At 73.1% G+C, this 17,026-nt stretch carries 18 protein-coding genes and 1 riboswitch; of the genes, 12 read left to right on the forward strand and 6 right to left on the reverse strand.

What is annotated here, in order from left to right:
- Positions 1 to 107 precede the first annotated feature (107 nt).
- The 3 genes from ACIHAR_RS16265 (at position 108) to ACIHAR_RS16275 (ending at position 3,544) form a co-directional block, all read left to right on the forward strand.
- Positions 108 to 458: a hypothetical protein gene (locus ACIHAR_RS16265; protein WP_400019877.1), complete on the forward strand. Its 351-nt coding sequence runs from the start codon at positions 108 to 110 to the stop codon at positions 456 to 458.
- Between the two features lie 10 nt (positions 459 to 468).
- Positions 469 to 1,665, forward strand: a complete 1,197-nt coding sequence (locus ACIHAR_RS16270; RefSeq protein WP_400019879.1) for a glutathionylspermidine synthase family protein — start codon at positions 469 to 471, stop codon at positions 1,663 to 1,665.
- Positions 1,666 to 1,961: 296 nt separating this feature from the next.
- Positions 1,962 to 2,048: riboswitch (ZMP/ZTP riboswitch) on the forward strand.
- A 44-nt stretch (positions 2,049 to 2,092) separates the two neighbouring features.
- Positions 2,093 to 3,544 (forward strand): glycine hydroxymethyltransferase, encoded by a 1,452-nt coding sequence (locus ACIHAR_RS16275; protein ID WP_400019921.1) that lies wholly within the window; start codon positions 2,093 to 2,095, stop codon positions 3,542 to 3,544.
- A gap of 72 nt (positions 3,545 to 3,616) precedes the next feature.
- On the opposite strand, the gene ACIHAR_RS16280 is transcribed toward ACIHAR_RS16275, so the two are convergent.
- The 3 genes from ACIHAR_RS16280 to ACIHAR_RS16290 all read right to left on the reverse strand — a co-directional run bounded on the left by ACIHAR_RS16280 (position 3,617) and on the right by ACIHAR_RS16290 (position 5,964).
- Positions 3,617 to 4,297, reverse strand: a complete 681-nt coding sequence (locus ACIHAR_RS16280) for a hypothetical protein (RefSeq protein WP_400019881.1) — start codon at positions 4,295 to 4,297, stop codon at positions 3,617 to 3,619.
- 133 nt (positions 4,298 to 4,430) lie between these two features.
- Positions 4,431 to 5,369 carry a hypothetical protein gene (locus tag ACIHAR_RS16285; protein WP_400019883.1) on the reverse strand — a complete coding sequence of 313 codons (939 nt, stop codon included), beginning with the start codon at positions 5,367 to 5,369 and terminating at the stop codon, positions 4,431 to 4,433.
- Positions 5,362 to 5,964, reverse strand: coding sequence for an RNA polymerase sigma factor (locus ACIHAR_RS16290; RefSeq protein WP_400019885.1), 603 nt, complete (start codon positions 5,962 to 5,964; stop codon positions 5,362 to 5,364). The genes ACIHAR_RS16285 and ACIHAR_RS16290 overlap by 8 nt, the downstream gene beginning before the upstream one ends.
- 89 nt (positions 5,965 to 6,053) lie before the next feature.
- Here ACIHAR_RS16290 and trpS point away from each other — a divergent pair, with 89 nt between their 5' ends.
- Entirely contained in the window at positions 6,054 to 7,067 is a 1,014-nt protein-coding gene (gene trpS / locus ACIHAR_RS16295) for a tryptophan--tRNA ligase (protein ID WP_365461771.1), read from the forward strand.
- A 169-nt stretch (positions 7,068 to 7,236) separates the two neighbouring features.
- Complete coding sequence (locus tag ACIHAR_RS16300; protein ID WP_365461769.1) at positions 7,237 to 7,830, forward strand: 2'-5' RNA ligase family protein; 594 nt, start codon at positions 7,237 to 7,239, stop codon at positions 7,828 to 7,830.
- A 71-nt stretch (positions 7,831 to 7,901) separates the two neighbouring features.
- Here ACIHAR_RS16300 and ACIHAR_RS16305 read toward each other — a convergent pair whose 3' ends face one another.
- Together ACIHAR_RS16305 and ACIHAR_RS16310 are read right to left on the reverse strand one after the other, a co-directional pair.
- Positions 7,902 to 8,657: a decaprenylphospho-beta-D-erythro-pentofuranosid-2-ulose 2-reductase gene (locus ACIHAR_RS16305; protein ID WP_365461767.1), complete on the reverse strand. Its 756-nt coding sequence runs from the start codon at positions 8,655 to 8,657 to the stop codon at positions 7,902 to 7,904.
- 19 nt (positions 8,658 to 8,676) lie between these two features.
- Complete coding sequence (locus ACIHAR_RS16310) at positions 8,677 to 10,038, reverse strand: FAD-binding protein (protein ID WP_388759801.1); 1,362 nt, start codon at positions 10,036 to 10,038, stop codon at positions 8,677 to 8,679.
- Positions 10,039 to 10,171: 133 nt separating this feature from the next.
- Between ACIHAR_RS16310 and ACIHAR_RS16315 the strand changes: the two genes are divergently transcribed.
- The 4 genes from ACIHAR_RS16315 to ACIHAR_RS16330 are packed head-to-tail and all read left to right on the forward strand — an operon-like array spanning position 10,172 to position 13,155.
- On the forward strand, positions 10,172 to 10,705 hold the full coding sequence (locus ACIHAR_RS16315) for a phosphatase PAP2 family protein (RefSeq protein ID WP_400019889.1): 534 nt from the start codon (positions 10,172 to 10,174) through the stop codon (positions 10,703 to 10,705).
- Positions 10,698 to 11,801 carry a decaprenyl-phosphate phosphoribosyltransferase gene (locus tag ACIHAR_RS16320; protein ID WP_400019891.1) on the forward strand — a complete coding sequence of 368 codons (1,104 nt, stop codon included), beginning with the start codon at positions 10,698 to 10,700 and terminating at the stop codon, positions 11,799 to 11,801. Before ACIHAR_RS16315 ends, ACIHAR_RS16320 begins: the two co-directional genes overlap by 8 nt.
- On the forward strand, positions 11,798 to 12,250 hold the full coding sequence (locus tag ACIHAR_RS16325) for a GtrA family protein (protein WP_365461759.1): 453 nt from the start codon (positions 11,798 to 11,800) through the stop codon (positions 12,248 to 12,250). Before ACIHAR_RS16320 ends, ACIHAR_RS16325 begins: the two co-directional genes overlap by 4 nt.
- Positions 12,238 to 13,155: a YihY/virulence factor BrkB family protein gene (locus ACIHAR_RS16330; protein ID WP_365461757.1), complete on the forward strand. Its 918-nt coding sequence runs from the start codon at positions 12,238 to 12,240 to the stop codon at positions 13,153 to 13,155. Before ACIHAR_RS16325 ends, ACIHAR_RS16330 begins: the two co-directional genes overlap by 13 nt.
- On the opposite strand, the gene ACIHAR_RS16335 is transcribed toward ACIHAR_RS16330, so the two are convergent.
- Complete coding sequence (locus ACIHAR_RS16335; protein ID WP_400019894.1) at positions 13,109 to 14,431, reverse strand: D-alanyl-D-alanine carboxypeptidase family protein; 1,323 nt, start codon at positions 14,429 to 14,431, stop codon at positions 13,109 to 13,111. The two genes, ACIHAR_RS16330 and ACIHAR_RS16335, sit on opposite strands and share 47 nt — an antisense overlap.
- A gap of 91 nt (positions 14,432 to 14,522) precedes the next feature.
- Here ACIHAR_RS16335 and ACIHAR_RS16340 point away from each other — a divergent pair, with 91 nt between their 5' ends.
- From ACIHAR_RS16340 to ACIHAR_RS16350, 3 genes are all read left to right on the forward strand, one after another.
- Positions 14,523 to 14,762: an SCO4848 family membrane protein gene (locus ACIHAR_RS16340; RefSeq protein WP_365461753.1), complete on the forward strand. Its 240-nt coding sequence runs from the start codon at positions 14,523 to 14,525 to the stop codon at positions 14,760 to 14,762.
- A 90-nt stretch (positions 14,763 to 14,852) separates the two neighbouring features.
- Entirely contained in the window at positions 14,853 to 16,226 is a 1,374-nt protein-coding gene (locus tag ACIHAR_RS16345; RefSeq protein WP_365461751.1) for a metallophosphoesterase, read from the forward strand.
- Between the two features lie 359 nt (positions 16,227 to 16,585).
- Positions 16,586 to 17,023 (forward strand): ATP-binding protein, encoded by a 438-nt coding sequence (locus ACIHAR_RS16350; RefSeq protein ID WP_365461749.1) that lies wholly within the window; start codon positions 16,586 to 16,588, stop codon positions 17,021 to 17,023.
- Positions 17,024 to 17,026: the final 3 nt, after the last annotated feature.

The raw sequence follows: 17,026 nt of genomic DNA on the forward strand, positions 1-17,026 counted from the left end.
GCCGACCCGGGGGCCCGTGCACACGGCCTCCCACCGATCTCTAGGCTGGCCGCCGGACATCAGGCGAACCATGATCGCCGGGCATCATCGACGGGGGAGTCACCACCATGGCGGACACACGACGACGGCTGCGCTCGGGCACGGTCGTACTCGGCGGAATGGGCGTGCTCGCCGCGGCCCTCACCGCCTGCTCCTCGGACCCCGACAAGCGGTGTGTCGACCGCGACAGCTACACCCTCTCCAAGGGCTACAAGGTCGTCTCCGACAAGAACTGCAAGTCCACCAAGAGCTCTTCCTCCGGCAGCGCCTGGTACTACGGCGGCAAGAAGAACGGCTCCTACGTCGAGGGCGGCTCCTTCACCAAGCCGGGCAAGGGCTCCGGCGGATCGAGCAGCGGGGGCGGTGGCGTCGACCGCGGCGGCTTCGGCAGCGGCGACGGCGGCAGCAGCGGCGGCTGAGCAGGACACCGTGCGACGCCACACCATCGAACCGCGCCCCGGCTGGCAGCGGACCGTCGAGGAACAGGGCCTCGTCTACCCGCTCACCCGCCACCCCGACGACACACTGCGCCCCTACTGGGACGAGAGCGCCTACTACGTCTTCACCCTCGACGAGGTCGAGGCGCTGGAGGAGACCGTCGAGGAACTCCACCGCATGTGCCTCGCCGCGGCCGCCCACATCGTCGAGACCGACCGCCTCGCCGACCTCGGCATCACCGACCCGCGCGTCGCCCGGGCGGTCACCGAGGCCTGGCACCGCCGCGCCGAACTCCCCACCGTCTACGGCCGCTTCGACCTGCGCTACGACGGCACCGGGCCGGCCAAGCTCCTGGAGTACAACGCCGACACCCCCACCTCCCTGGTCGAGGCGGCGAGCCCCCAGTGGTTCTGGATGGAGGAACGCTTCCCCGGCGCCGACCAGTGGAACTCCCTCCATGAACGCCTCGTCGACGCCTGGAGGAAGCAGGCCCCGCTCCTCCCGCCCGGCAGCCCCCTGTACTTCGCGCACTCCACCGCCGACGCACTCGGCGAGGACCTGATGACGGTCGCCTACCTCAAGGAGACCGCCGAGCAGGCCGGTCTGGAGACCGCCTGGATCCCCGTGGAGGACATCGGCTGGGACCGCCTGTCCGGCCGCTTCGTCGACAACCGGCTGCGCTTCATCCGCAGCTGCTTCAAGCTCTACCCCTGGGAGTGGCTCACCACCGACCGTTTCGCCGGCCACGTCCTCGACACCCTCGACAACGGCGGCGGCACCGGCACCACGCTGTGGATCGAGCCCGCCTGGAAGATGCTCCTGAGCAACAAGGCACTGCTGGCGATCCTCTGGGAGCTGTACCCCGGCCACCCCAACCTCCTCCCCGCCTACCTGGACGGTCCCCGGGGCCTGGCGAGGACGACGGGCTACGTCGCCAAGCCGCTGCTCGGCCGCGAGGGCGCGGGCGTCACGGTCCACGAGCCCGGCGACGGCACCTCGTCCGACCCTGTCGTCCGTGCGGACCCCTGCTGCTACCAGGAGCTGGCCCCGCTCCCCGCCTTCGACGGCAACCACGTCGTCCTCGGCGCCTGGGTCGTCGGGAACGAGTCCGCCGGCCTCGGCATCCGCGAGTCCTCCGGCCTGATCACGGACGAGTACGCCCGCTTCCTGCCCCACGTGATCCTCTGAGAGGCGCTGGGGACGATCCCGACCGCGATCCTCAAGGCGCCTGCGGCGCGATCCCGACCGCAAGCTTCCAGAGCGGCGGGGGCGCAATTCGACCGCGCCGCTCTGCAGCGGTTGAGGCGCGCGAGCCCGACCGCACTCCTCCAGAGCGGCTGGGCGCGATTCGACCCCGACGCTCTGAAGCGGCAGCGCACGATCCAGACCCCAGCGCCGTGGGGGATGCGGCCCGGCCGCCCCCTCCTGACGTCGCTCGCATGGTGGACGTCGCACCGTCGCCCTCCGACCCGACCGGTAGGCTTTCGGCAGGCCGTGACTGGCGCGCTGGGATGGGACGGACCATCGGGGAGCGGCCTGAGTGACGAGTGCCGTGCGCCTGGGCCAGACCGAGAACCGTGACCGCTCCCACGCCACGCCACCGGAGGCCGACGACATGTCAGAGCAGCAGTCCCTCTCCACCGAGTCCACCGCCTTCCGCGCCGCCCTCGACGTCATCCGCGCGGTCGAGCCGCGCGTCGCGGACGCCATCGGCCAGGAGGTCGCCGACCAGCGCGAGATGCTCAAGCTGATCGCCTCCGAGAACTACGCCTCCCCGGCCACCCTGCTCGCGATGGGCAACTGGTTCAGCGACAAGTACGCCGAGGGCACCGTCGGCCGCCGCTTCTACGCCGGCTGCCGCAACGTCGACACCGTCGAGTCCCTCGCCGCCGAGCACGCCCGCGAGCTCTTCGGCGCCCGTCACGCCTACGTCCAGCCGCACTCCGGCATCGACGCCAACCTCGTCGCCTTCTGGGCCGTCCTCGCCCAGCGCGTCGAGGCCCCCGCCCTGGAGAAGGCCGGCGTCCGCCAGGTCAACGAGCTCTCCGAGGCCGACTGGGCCGAGCTCCGCCAGGCCTTCGGCAACCAGCGCATGCTCGGCATGTCCCTGGACGCCGGCGGCCACCTCACCCACGGCTTCCGCCCGAACATCTCCGGCAAGATGTTCGACCAGCGCTCCTACGGCACCGACCCGGCCACCGGCCTGATCGACTACGAGGCCCTGCGCGCGTCGGCCCACGACTTCAAGCCGCTGATCATCGTCGCCGGCTACTCCGCCTACCCCCGCCTGGTGAACTTCCGCATCATGCGGGAGATCGCCGACGAGGTCGGCGCCACCCTCATGGTCGACATGGCGCACTTCGCCGGTCTGGTCGCGGGCAAGGTCCTGACGGGCGACTTCGACCCGGTCCCGCACGCCCAGATCGTCACCACCACCACCCACAAGTCCCTGCGCGGCCCGCGCGGCGGCATGGTCCTGTGCGACGACTCCCTCAGGGACCAGGTCGACCGGGGCTGCCCCATGGTCCTCGGCGGCCCGCTCCCGCACGTCATGGCCGCCAAGGCCGTCGCCCTCGCCGAGGCCCGTCAGCCCGCCTTCCAGGACTACGCCCAGCGCATCGTCGACAACTCCCGCGCCCTGGCCGAGGGCCTGATGCGCCGGGGCGCCACGCTGGTGACCGGCGGCACGGACAACCACCTCAACCTGATCGACGTGGCCACGTCGTACGGTCTCACCGGCCGCCAGGCCGAGGCGGCCCTGCTGGAATCCGGCATCGTCACCAACCGCAACGCCATCCCCGCCGACCCCAACGGCGCCTGGTACACCTCCGGCATCCGCATCGGCACCCCAGCCCTGACCACCCGGGGCCTCGGGACCGCCGAGATGGACGAGGTCGCCGGTCTCATCGACCGCGTCCTCACCACCGCCGAGGCCGGCACCACCAAGTCGGGTGCTCCCTCCAAGGCCCAGCACGTCCTCGATGCGAAGATCGCCGACGAGATCTCCCGCCGGGCGACCGACCTGGTGGCGGGCTTCCCGCTCTACCCGGAGATCGACCTCGGCTGACGCCTCCGCGGAGATCCACCGGCCTGCGGTCGCCGCAGTCTCTGGCGGTCGCCGCAGACCCCCGGCGAGGGCTCACAGATCAATGAGCTTCTGTCGTCCCTCCTCCCGTGGCGGTCCGGACTCACGCCGGGCCGCCAGGCGGCGAAGCGGCGCCCGCACGGCGAACGGCCGCAACAGCAGCGCGAGCACCGCCCCGGCCGCCGCACCCGGCAGCGCCCACCATCGGTCCGTCCCGCCGCCCGCCTCCGCCGGCCGGGCGTCCGCCTCCGAGGCCACCGGGCCCGCCACGTCGGTTGCGGCGGGCTCGGCGCCGTCCGTGCGTGCCGGGGCCGGCCCGCTGCCGGAGGAGCCCTCGCGCGGGGTCTCGTCCGTCACACCCAGCTGCCGCAGCAAAGCCCGGAGCTGTGCCGGCTGCTCGGCGCGATGCCAGCGGCCGTGGACCGCCTCGGACGGGTCCCCCGAGGTCCGTATCCAGACCGACCCGCCGTCGCTCGCCAGATACACCTGGTCGGTCCGCCAGGGCGTCACGTCGTGGACCAGCCAGGTCACGTTGATCCGGTGCGAGGCGTCCAGCACGGTGTCCGCCGGTTCGGCGCGTGTGTCCCCGGCGCCGTCCACCGGGCCCAGCAGCCTTTCCAGCTCCCCGTACTCCCTGTCGCCGTTGTAGAGGCCGGCCGTCTCACCGAGCGCCGGCGCGACCACGAGGGCGCTCGTCGGCCCTCCGGCCGCGGCGATCGAGGCTCCCCACAGCACCAGAGCCACACTCGCCGCCAACGCCCCTGCCCACGCCGCCGCCCAAGCGGTCAGTCCACGGGCCCTGTCCCTCCATCGGTGCATCCGAACCCCCGAAGCAACTGATTCCTGCGGCCCGCCCGCGAGCCGCCCGTCACTTCTGGTACACCGCCCGACCCGTCGGGGTTCCCACCCCGCCCGCCCTGTTCCGGCCGTCCGACACCGCCGATGCCGTCGATGCCGCGATCTCCACCGCCCGCTCCTTCGACTTCACCCCCTCCAGCCGGAGCGTGACGGAATTGTCGCCGTCCGAGGAGGTCCACAGCAGGGTCGGACCGGCCGTGCGCGTCTCGCGCGTCCATCGCTCGCCGTCGGCGTCCACCAGGGGGAAGCGCAGACGGTGCGGGCGCGCGAACCACAGGGCCGAGTCGGACAGGTCGTCCGCCGAGGAGCCGCCCAGCGGAACGAACTCCGGCAGCTCCGGGACGGACTTGACGAAACTGGGGTCCAGGCGCGCCCGGAACTCGTCCAGCCGGACCGTCCCTCCCGCCTCCCGCCAGCACAGACTCACCAGGAACCGCCCCTGCGGCAGCCCGCTCACCGTCACCGCGTCCGGCGTCCCCAACGTCTTCGGCACCAGCGGGGCGAACCCGGCCCGCCACTCGGCCTCGCGCAGGGACACCGACCGGCCGCAGCCGGGCACCACGGCATCCGCGGAGGGCACGGCCGACGGGTCGTACCGCACCTCGACCCCGCCGAAGCCGAACCAGTCGGACACCGCCGCCCGCACCGGGGGCGTGAGCGCGAGCACGGCCAGCAGCCCGCACAGCACCGCCGTCATCGACCGCCGGCGCGCCCGCGCCCAGCGCCGGGCGGCCCGCAGCCGGGCACGGGGACCCGACGGCTCGGCCACCGGCACCGGCAACCGCTCCGCCAGTACCTGCCGCAGCACCCGCTCGGCCATCGTCTCGGGCGAGGCCCCGCCGGGCGTGTCCAGCGACCGCCCGAGCGCCTTCAGCTCCTCCCGCAGCCGGGCCGCCTCCGCGCGTCGACGACGCCCCCCGGAGTCGTCACCGCCGTACGGCTCACTCACGCTCCTCACCCCCTTCCCGAGGCTGGAAATCGGGCAGGAGACGGGCGAGCTTCCGCAGGGCGCGGTTGAGCCGGGACTTGACCGTCCCCCGGGGCCAGCCGAGGGCCTGGGCAGTCTCCGGCTCGTCCATCTCCAGCAGATAGCGATAGGTGACGACCAGACGGTGCTCCTCGCTCAGCTTCTCCAGGGCGGCCACGAGCGCCGCGCGCCGCTCCGTCTCCAGCGTCGCGACCGCCGGGTCCGCCGATTCCGGTATCAGCGGCTCCGCCTCCACGAACGCCGCCTCGCGGCCGGCGAGCGTGCGCTGGCGCGCCGCCGTCCGCACCGTGTTCCTCGTCTCATTGGCGACGATGGCCAGCAGCCACGGCTTGAACGCCATGCCGTCCTTGAACCGGCCCAGCGCGCGATACGCCTTGACGAAGGCCTGTTGCACCACGTCCTCCGCGTCCGCACCCGCCCCTAGCGCGGCGGCCGCCCTGAGCGCGATGCCCGTATGGGCCCGCACCAGGTCCGCGTACGCCTCCGGATCCCCGGCGCGTACGCGAGCGATCACCACGGCCTCATCGACGATGCGGCCCCCCTCCCGCGTCCTCACACTCTTGTTACACCGCCGGAGGGCGATCGGTTCCCACCTGTTTCCGACAGGTTCCGGACCGCCCGCCGCGACCTGAGACAATGGTGGGCATGGCCTCAGATCGACCTCGCGTGCTCTCCGGAATCCAGCCCACCGCAGGCTCGTTCCACCTCGGCAACTACCTCGGCGCCGTCCGCCAGTGGGTGGCCCTGCAGGAGTCCCACGACGCGTTCTACATGGTCGTCGACCTGCACGCGATCACGGTCCCGCAGGACCCGAAGGAGCTCAGCGCCAACACCCGGCTGGCCGCCGCGCAGCTCCTGGCGGCCGGGCTCGACCCGGACCGCTGCACGCTGTTCGTGCAGAGCCACGTCCCCGAGCACGCGCAGCTCGCCTGGGTCATGAACTGCCTCACCGGCTTCGGCGAGGCGTCCCGCATGACGCAGTTCAAGGACAAGTCCGCCAAGCAGGGCGCCGACCGCGCGAGCGTCGGCCTGTTCACGTACCCGATCCTCCAGGTCGCCGACATCCTGCTGTACCAGGCCAACGAGGTGCCGGTCGGCGAGGACCAGCGCCAGCACATCGAGCTCACCCGCGACCTCGCCGAGCGCTTCAACGGCCGCTTCGGCCAGACCTTCACGATCCCGAAGCCGTACATCCTCAAGGAGACGGCGAAGATCTACGACCTGCAGGAACCGTCGATCAAGATGAGCAAGTCGGCGTCCACGCCGAAGGGCCTCATCAACCTGCTCGACGAGCCGAAGGCCACCGCGAAGAAGGTGAAGAGCGCGGTCACCGACACCGACACGGTCATCCGCTACGACACCGAGAACAAGCCGGGCGTCAGCAACCTGCTCACCATCTACTCGACCCTGACCGGCACGAGCATCCCGCAGCTGGAGCAGCAGTACGAGGGCAAGCTCTACGGCGCGCTCAAGACGGACCTCGCCGAGATCGTCGTCGACTTCGTGACGCCGTTCCGGGACCGCACCCAGCAGTACCTGGACGACCCCGAGACGCTGGACTCGATCCTGGCCAAGGGGGCCGAGAAGGCGCGTGCCGTCGCCGCGGAGACGCTCTCCCAGGCGTACGAGAGGGTCGGCTTCCTGCCCGCGAAGCACTAGGGCGCACCACCGCACACATGTACACGGGGCAGAGCGCTGCACATCACTTCCGCTGCGCCTGCCCACAGCACAGCCGTGGCCGTACAGTCGATAGCCGTACGACTCGGTACGACGGGGCACGACCGGGCACGCGCCCGGCAGCACATCCGGCACGACGACAGGAGACGACGTGGGGACCGTAACGATCGGCGTGTCGATCGCGGTCCCGGAGCCTCACGGCCGCCTGCTCCAGGAGCGGCGCGCGGGCTTCGGCGACGCCGCGGCTCACGGCATCCCCACCCACGTCACCCTGCTTCCGCCGACCGAGATCGACGACGCGGAGCTGCCGGCCGTCGAGGCGCACCTCACCGCGGTCGCCGCGGCGGGCCGCCCGTTCCCGATGCGCCTGTCCGGCACGGGCACCTTCCGGCCCCTGTCGCCGGTGGTGTACGTCCAGGTCGTCGAGGGCGCAGAGGCCTGCGCCCGGCTGCAGCAGCAGATCCGCGACGCCTCCGGGCCCGTCGCCCGCGAGCTCCAGTTCCCCTACCACCCGCACGTCACGGTGGCGCACGGCATCGACGACGCGGCGATGGACCGCGCCTTCGAGGAGCTCGCCGACTACCAGGCCGAGTGGCCCTGCACCGGCTTCGCCCTCTACGAGCAGGGCGCCGACGGCGTGTGGCGCAAGCTGCGCGAGTACGCCTTCGGAGGTCCGATGGTGCCCCCGCAGTCCGCCCACGTGGGCCACGACTCCCTGCCCACCCGCCAGGGCGCCCGGTCCTAGACCGACCCCCTCAGGGGCGTCAGCGAAGTCTCGCCCGGCCCGCGACGCCTGGCACGCACTCTCGCCGCACCTTAGAGCGGCAGCCTGCGGAAGACGCCGCGCGGGACGTGCCGCAGCGCCGACATCACCACGCGCAGCACTCCCGGCACCCACACCGTCTCCGAGCGGCGCCGGAGCCCCAGCTCGATGGCCGTGGCGACCGCCTCGGGAGTGGTCGCCAGCGGCGCCTCCTCCAGCCCCGCGGTCATCCGCGAGCGCACGAACCCGGGGCGTACGACCATGACGTGGACGCCGGTTCCGTGCAGCGCGTCACCGAGGCCCTGGGCGAAGACGTCCAGGCCGGCCTTGCTGGAGCCGTAGATGAAGTTGGCGCGGCGGGCGCGTTCGCCGGCGACGGAGGAGAGGACGACCAGCGAGCCGTGGCCCTGGGCCTGCAAGGCGCGCGCGGCGACCAGCCCCGAGGAGACCGCTCCCGTGTAGTTGGTCTGTGCGACGCGGACGGCGGCCACCGGCTCGCGTTCGTCGTGGGCCTGGTGGCCGAGCACGCCGAAGGCGAGCAACACCATGTCGATGTCGCCCTCGGCGAAGACCTTGCCGAGCACGGTCTCGTGGGACGCGGGGTCGAGGGCGTCGAAGGCGACGGTGCGCACGTCGGCGCCGAGGGCGCGCAGCTCGGCCGCGGACCGCTCCAGCGCGGGCGACGGCCGGCCCGCCAGCCAGACCGTACGGGTGCGGCGGGCGATCAGCCGGCGCGCGGTGGCCAGCGCGATCCCGGACGTGCCGCCGAGGACGAGGAGGGACTGGGGGAGGCCGAAGGCGTCCTTCACGACAGCTCCTGGGGTGTGCCTAGAGGGAGAGACGGCGGGCGAGGTCCGAGGTGAACACCCCGCGGGGGTCCAGCTCCGCGCGCAGGGCGCGGAAGGCGGCCAGCCGCGGGTACATCGCGTCGAGCAGTTCGGGCCGCAGCCGGGAGTCCTTGGCGAGGTAGACGCGTCCGCCGGCCGTGGCGACCTCCTCGTCGAGTTCGTCGAGGAAGGCGGCGAGGCCGGGCAGTCCGGCCGGGATGTCCAGAGCCAGCGTCCAGCCGGGGCGGGGGAAGGAGAGCCAGCCGGGGTCGGCCTCGCCGAAGCGCTTGAGGACGGCGAGGAAGGACGGGCACCCGCGCCGCGAGACGCGCTGCACGATCCGGCGCAGGGCGTCCTCCTGGCCGTATCCGACGACGAACTGGTACTGGACGAAGCCGCCGCGGCCGTAGACGCGGTTCCAGTGGGGGACGCCGTCCAGGGGGTGGAAGAAGGCGGAGAGCTTCTGGAGTTCGCCGGTACGCGCGCGTGGGGCCCTGCGGTACCAGAGTTCGTTGAACAGGCCCACGGTCCGGCGGGTGAGCAGGCCCTCCGGGAGGAAGGCGGGGGCGGGCGGGAGCCGGGAGGGCCGGAAGGCGAGCGGGGACCTGCGCGCGCGTGCGGGAAGCGCGGCGAGAGGGGCGTGGTCGCCGCGGGTCAGGACGGCGCGTCCGGTGGCCGCCCTGCGCGCGAGGAGGTCGATCCAGGCGACCGAGTAGCGGTAGCGGTGGTCGGCGGCCGTCAGCCGGGCCATCAGGTCGTCGAGATCGCTCGCGCGCTCGGTGTCGACCGCGACGAACGCCGTCTCGACCGGTTGGAGGCGCACGGTGGCCGCGAGGATCACGCCGGTCAGGCCCATGCCGCCGGCGGTCGCGTCGAACAGGGCGGTGCCGTGGCCCGCCGTGCGGACCGAGCCGTCGGCGGTGAGCAGCTCCAGCGACAGGACGTGGCGGGAGAAGGAGCCGGACACGTGGTGGTTCTTGCCGTGGATGTCGGCGGCGATCGCGCCGCCCACGGTCACGTAGCGGGTGCCGGGGGTCACCGGGACGAACCAGCCCAGGGGCAGCAGGACCTCCATGAGGCGGTGCAGGGAGACTCCCGCGTCGCACAGGACGGTGCCGCCGGCGGCGTCGACGGCGTGGATCCGGTCGAGGCCCGTCATGTCGAACACGGCGCCGCCGGCGTTCTGCGCCGCGTCCCCGTACGCGCGTCCCAGGCCCCGGGGGATGCCTCCGCGTGCTCCGCAGTCCCGGACCGCGGCCACGGCGTCCTCGTACGTCCGCGGGCGGATCAGACGGGCGGCGGAGGGGGCGGTGCGGCCCCACCCCGTGACGCAGACGTTCCCGGAGGCGGTCTCGGCAGGCATGTCGGTGACCGTATCGCCCCTTTGCTAGCGACCAGTTCGGAAACATTCCTGGTCTCCCCGAAATGGGTGATTAATGGGATGTCGCCCAATATTGCCGGAGTTCCGGTGGGGTTGCCGTGAACAGTGAGTCCACATGGACCACCACTCGGTTGACATCGACCACCGCATCCTTGCGGCGCTCCGCGCGCGTGGTGCGGATCCACGCGTGGCGGGAGCCGCGCGCACCCTGTCCCGGGCCGGCGAGCACGCCGCCCTGTGGCTCGCGGCGGGGCTCGTGGGGGCCGCCGTGGACGGCCCGCGGCGCGACGCCTGGCTCCGCGCGACGGCGCTCACCGCGGGCGCGCACATCGCCAGCATGGGTGTCAAGAGGATCGTGCGCCGCCCCCGTCCCGCACAGGCCGAGCCCCTGGTGCGCACCGCCGGCCGGCACTCCTTCCCCAGCTCGCACGCGACGTCCGCGGCGGCGGCCGCCGTCGCCTACGGAGCCCTCGGGGCGTACGCGGTCGCCCCGCTCGCCGCCGCGATGTGCCTCTCGCGCCTGGTCGTCGGCGTCCACTACCCCTCCGACGTGGCGGCGGGCGCGGCCCTGGGGGCACTGACGGCGCGCGTAGGGGCGCGCTGGATCCGGACGGGCGCACAGAGCGTACGGGGGAGCGTGCATGACTGAGGCCGCGCCCCTCACCAGCGCCCAACGCCCCACCGAACGCTCCCTCCCCGAACGGCGAACCCCCGCCCCCCAGCCGGCTCCACCTCACTCCCAGCCGACGCCGCCTCACCCCCAGCAGACGCCGACCCGCCCCGGACCGCCGCGCCCCGGACCGCCCCGCCCCGGACCGCCCCGCACCGGCGACGGCCCCGGCCGCGCACCCGCCGCCCGCACCGGCTCCCTCCTCACCGGCCTCCTGCGCACCGCCCGCCCCAAACAATGGGTCAAGAACACCCTCGTCATCGCCGCACCCGCGGCCGCCGGACGGCTCTTCTCCTGGGCCACCCTCACCGAACTCGCCCTGGTCTTCGCGCTGTTCACCGCCTGCGCCGCCGCCGTCTACCTCATCAACGACGCCCGGGACGCCGACGCCGACCGCGCCCACCCCACCAAGCGGCACCGCCCGGTCGCCGCCGGACAGGTCCCCGTCCCGGTCGCGTACGCCGTGGGAGGCGCCCTGGCGGTCCTCGGGCCCGCCGCCGCGGCCTGGCTGACCTCCCCGGCCGTCCCGGCCCTCCTGACCGCGTACGTCGGCATGCAACTGGCGTACTGCGTCAGCCTGAAGCACGTCCTGGTCGTCGACCTCGCCGTCGTCACGACCGGGTTCCTGATGCGGGCCATGGTCGGCGGGCTCGCGCTCGGCATCCCGCTGTCGCGCTGGTTCCTGATCACCACCGGCTTCGGGGCGCTGTTCATGGTGGCGGCCAAGCGCTACTCCGAGGCCGTGCAGATGGCCGGCGCGCAGGGCGCCACCCGCGCGCTGCTCACCGAGTACACCCCCGGCTACCTGCGCTTCGTCTGGCAGCTGGCCGCCGGGGTCGCCGTGCTCGGCTACTGCCTGTGGGCGCTGGAGGAGGGCGGCGTGCCGCACACCAGCGTGCTGCCCTGGCGCCAGTTGTCCGTGGTCGCCTTCGTCCTGGCGGTCCTGCGCTACGCCGTCTTCGCCGACCGCGGCACCGCCGGCGAACCCGAGGAGGTCGTCCTCGGCGACCGGGCCCTCGCCCTGATCGGAGTGGTCTGGCTGGCCATGTACGGCCTGGCGGTGGCCAATTGGTGAACCCGCGCGCGTGGGCGCCCCGTCGCGGCGAACTGCTGGGCTTCGCAGCCGTCGGCTCCCTCGCCTACGCCGTGGACCTCGCCCTCTTCACCTGCCTGCGCGGCCCGGCGGGCGTCGGCCCGCTCACCGCCAAGTCCCTCTCCTTCCTCGCCGGCTGCACGGTCGCCTACGCGGGCAACGCGCTGGGCACCTACCGGCACGCGCGCGTGCGGGGACCGCGCTCCTGTGCCGCGTTCCTCGTCGTCAACCTCGCGGGATCCCTCGTCCAGTTGCTCTGTCTCGCCGTCAGCCACTACGGCCTCGGCTACACCTCGCAGCGCGCGGACACCCTCTCCGGCGCCGGGATCGGCATGGCGCTCGCCACCCTCGTGCGGTTCTGGGGTACCCGCACCCTGGTGTTCGGCGTCACGCGCCGCCAGGAGGGCAGGGTCGGATCATGGACTGGCTGAAAAAGCTCCCCGGAATCGGGCCGTTCGCCACGCGACTGATGGCCACGCACGCGTGGCGGTCGTTCGAGCGGCTGGACCGGGTGAAGTGGACGCGGCTGGCCGCCGCGATGACGTTCACCAGTTTCATCGCCCTCTTCCCGCTGCTCACCCTGGCCGCCGCGATCGCCGCCGCCACGCTCGGAACCGAGCGGCAGCAGGCCCTCGAGGACAAGGTCGCCGAGCAGGTTCCCGGCATCTCCGACCGTTTGAACATCGAAGGCCTGGTGCAGAACGCCGGCACCGTCGGCCTCATCTCCGCCGCCGTCCTGCTGTTCACCGGCGTCAGCTGGGCGGGCTCCACACGCGAGTGCCTGCGCGCGGTGTGGGAGCTGCCCGACGAGGAGGAGAACCCGGTCCTGCACAAGGCCAAGGACCTCGGCATCCTCCTCGGGCTCGGCGGCGCCGTCCTCGTCACCCTGGTCGCCTCCACCGTGGCCTCCGCGATGGTCGGCTGGATCACCGGGCAGCTCGGCATCGACAAGGCCGGCTGGGGAAGCGTCCTGCTGCGGACCGCCGCCTTCCTCGTCGCCGTCCTCGCCGACTTCCTGCTGCTCCTCTACGTCCTGACCCTGCTGCCCGGCGTCGAACCGAAGCGCCGCCGCCTCATCGTGGCCGCGCTGACCGGCGCCGTCGGCTTCGAACTGCTGAAGCTGCTGCTCAGCGGCTATATGCAGGGCGTGGCCACGAAGAGCATGTACGGCGCCTTCGGCGTGCCCATCGCCCTGCTGCTGTGGATCAACTTCACCGCGAAGCTGGTGCTGTTCTGCGCCGCCTGGACGGCGACGGGCAGTGCCGCGGACGAGGCGTCCGACCCGGACGTCAGCGACGACGGCGCACCAGATCCGGCAGCGGCCAGCGGCGGTTGACCAGGAACGCCGCCCCCGCGAGCAGCACCAGCGCCCCGCCCGTGATCGCCAGCGCGACTCCCATGCCACGGGAGCCGTTCCCGGTCACGGCGCTCGCGACGGGCTTCTGGGACACGTTCCCGGCGGCCCCGGCCTCCCCGGACTTCCCGGACCCGCCGGTGGAGTCGTTCGCGCCCGGCTGGGCACTGGCCTGCACGGTGCCCTTCGGCGGGACGAGCTCGCCCACCGGACGCACCTTGCCGGCGGCCTGGAAACCCCAGTCGAACAGGGCGGCGGTCTCCTTGTAGACCTCGTTGTGGTCCGTCTTCTCCGGGTTCATCACCGTGACCAGCAGCACCCGGCCGTCGCGCTCGGCGACGCCGGTGAAGGTGGCGCCCGCGTTGGTGGTGTTGCCGTTCTTGACGCCCGCGATGCCCTGGTACTGACGTATGTCGTAGTCGCCGGTCAGCAGCCGGTTGGTGTTCTGGATCTCGAAGGTCTCGCGGACCGTCTTGCCCTTCTTGTTCTTCTTCGTCACACCCGGGAACTTCGCCGTCAGCGTCGAGCAGTACTCCCGGAAGTCCGCCTTCTGCAGCCCCGAGCGGGCGATCAGCGTCAGGTCGTACGCCGACGAGACCTGGCCGGAGGCATCGTAGCCGTCGGGGGAGACCACGCTGGTGTCGAGGGCCTGGAGTTCCTCGGCGTGCTCGTTCATCTCCTTGACCGTGTTGCCGATGCCGCCGTTCATCGACGACAGCACGTGCACGGCGTCGTTGCCGGAGCGCAGGAAGACGCCGAGCCACAGGTCGTGGACGGTGTAGGTCTCGCCCTCCTTTATCCCGACCATGCTGGAGCCGGAGCCGACGCCCTCCAGGTCCTTCGGCTGGACCTTGTACTGCGTGGTCTTCGGGAAACGCGGCAGCACGGTGTCGGCGAAGAGCATCTTCAAGGTGCTCGCCGGGGGCAGCCGCCAGTGCGCGTTGTGCGCGGCGAGCACGTCGCCCGACTCCGCGTCCGCGACGATCCACGACCGGGCGGTCAGGTTCTTCGGCAGCACCGGAGCACCGTCCGCGAGCTCCACCTGCGTCCCGGCCTGCCCGAGGCGGGCGCCGCCGACGGTCGACATGTTCGCCGGGGGAGTGGCCGACGGCTTGGACGAAGCCGAGGCGGAGGGGGTGGCCGAGGGGGACGGGCTCGGGGCCGCCACGGACACGGGCGCGGTCAACGCGAGGGACGCGAGCGTCGCGGAGGTGACCAGCAGGGCGCGCCTGGCGGTCTGCTTGAAGGGTGCGGGCACGACGGAGAAAGTACCTGGCAGGGCACGGCGCTTGGCATCCCCCTCCCCACCCCCGTCATGGAACCGGACACCGGGCGGCGATACTGAACGCATGAAGCTCAGCCGCCCGGTCTCCTGGTTCCTGCTCGCCTTCGGGGTGTGGAGCTGGGTCATCTGGGTCACTTTCGTCAAAAACCTGATCAAGGACAGCAGCGGTCTCGCCTTCGAGGACGGCGATCCCACCGCGTACTTCTGGGTCCACCTGACCCTCGCCGTCGTCTCCTTCGTATTGGGGACGGCCATCGGGGTCCTCGGGTTGCGCGGGCTGCGCGCCCTGCGCCGAAATTCATAGGCGGACCGCCGGAACCGACCGCCGAACCTCATCACCGGACCGCCGGACTCATCGCCGGACGCCCAAGCCGACAGCGGGGATTACGACACCGTGGCCATCCTTTTCGTGCTGCTCGTCCTGGCCGTCCTGGTGACGGCCAACTGGTACCTGTGGCGTCGCCTGTTCCGCGACACCACGCGCGCCCCGGGGTGGACCCGCCGCGGCGGCGCGGTGCTGATCGCGGGCGGCTGGGCCCTGGCCGTCGGCGCCCTGGTAGCCGAGCGCACGGGCGCCCCCTTCTGGCTCCAGCGCGTCCTGGCCTGGCCGGGCTTCCTGTGGCTGGCCCTGTCGATCTACCTGCTGCTGGCGGTGGCCGCCGGGGAGGTCGTACGGCCGTTGCTGCGGCGGTACCTGGAGCGGCGCACGCCCGCCGGGACCGCCGTGTCGCCCCCGGAGCGGGTGCCGGCGGGCGCGGCGCACGAGGGAACCGCTGCCGCGGGCCCCACGCCCCAGGAGTCCCCGGCGCCGGACGCACCGTCCGACGCCCCGGAATCCACGGGCGCCGCCCCGGAGGACCCCGAGGGGCCGGACGGCGCCGGCACCGCGAGCACCCCCGCCTCCTCCACCGGTCCCGCCGACTCCCCCCGGCTCGCCGCCGCCCCCTCCCGCCGTCTCTTCGTCTCCCGCGTCATCGGCGGCGCCGCCGCCGCGGCGGCCGTCGGGACGGTCGGCCACGGCACCTACGGCGTCCTCAGCGGTCCGAAGGTGAAGCGGGTCACGGTCCCGCTGGCCAAGCTGCCGCGCGCGGCCCACGGCTACCGCATCGCCGTCGTCAGCGACGTCCACCTGGGCCCGGTCCTGGGCCGGAGCTTCGCGCAGCGGGTCGTCGACACGATCAACGGCACCCAGCCGGACCTGATCGCGGTCGTCGGCGACCTGGTCGACGGCAGCGTGAAGGACCTGGGCCCGGCGGCGGCCCCGCTCGCACAGCTGAAGGCACGGCACGGAGCCTTCTTCGTCACCGGCAACCACGAGTACTTCTCCGGCGCCGAGCAGTGGGTCGAGGAGGTGCGCCGGCTCGGCCTGCGCCCCCTGGAGAACGCGCGCACGGAACTGCCCTGGTTCGACCTCGCGGGCGTCAACGACATCGCCGGGGAGAGCGAGGGTCAGGGCCCCGACCACGCCAAGGCGCTCGGCGACCGGGACACCACGCGCGCGTGCGTGCTCCTGGCCCACCAGCCCGTCCAGATCCACGACGCCGTCGACCACGGCGTCGACCTCCAGCTCTCCGGCCACACGCACGGCGGTCAGCTCTGGCCCGGCAACCTCCTCGCCGCGGCCGCGAACCCGACCCTGGCGGGCCTGGAGCGCTACGGCGACACGCAGCTCTACGTCTCCCGCGGTGCCGGCGCCTGGGGCCCGCCCACGCGCGTGGGAGCCCCGTCGGACATAACGGTGATCGAACTGGCCTCCCGGCAGGCGTAGGACGAGGCCCGAGCGGTACGGCGACCGGGCGCGTCCCTGCGCGCCCCGGCCCCCGCACCACCCGCGCCCGGCCCGCCGGCCGCCGCGCCGGGCGGAGTGGGCAGGGGCGTCGTCCAGGTCCGGCGACCGGCCCCCGGAGCCGGGACGGCCGCCGGTACGCCGACCGCGCCCGCGCCCACGTCGCCACGGGGAAGCCGAACCCGACCGAGCCGGAACGGAACCCGGCCGGGGCGGAACGGAACCCGACCGAGCCGGAACGGAACCCGGCCGAGCCGGAACGGGCATGCGACCGCGCGCCACCGGGCAGTCACCCGACGGGACACCATGTGGCGGAGGTGTGTGCGGGGTGAGGAGGAGACGTGGTGAGACGCGACTCCTTCCGGCTGCCCCGGCACCCGGCGTCCGTGGGCATCGCCCGGCGCCGGGTGCGTGACCATCTGGCCGCCTGGGGCCACGGCCCGCACGACCCGGCCCTCGAGGACTCGGTCCTGCTCGTCTCCGAGCTGGCCACCGACGTCGTACGCCACGGCCCGCTGCGCGAGCACGAGTTCGAGGTCGCCGTCACGGCCCTGGCCAACGGATCCTGCCTCGTCGAGGTCTCCGACGAGGGGCGCCCCGAACCGCGCCCGCGAGCCGTGGGCGACCGCGACGAGGACGGTCGCGGCCCGCACCTGGTGGAGGCCGTCGCCGCGGCGTGGGGCGTGTGGACCCGGGGACGCCACGGCAAGACGGTGTGGGCCCTGGTGGCCACACCGGCCGGCCCCCCGCCCGGTCCCCGACCCCGCCTCCTGTCCTAGGGA

It is taken from the genome of Streptomyces sp. NPDC052016 (assembly GCF_044548445.1).
Classification (GTDB): domain Bacteria; phylum Actinomycetota; class Actinomycetes; order Streptomycetales; family Streptomycetaceae; genus Streptomyces.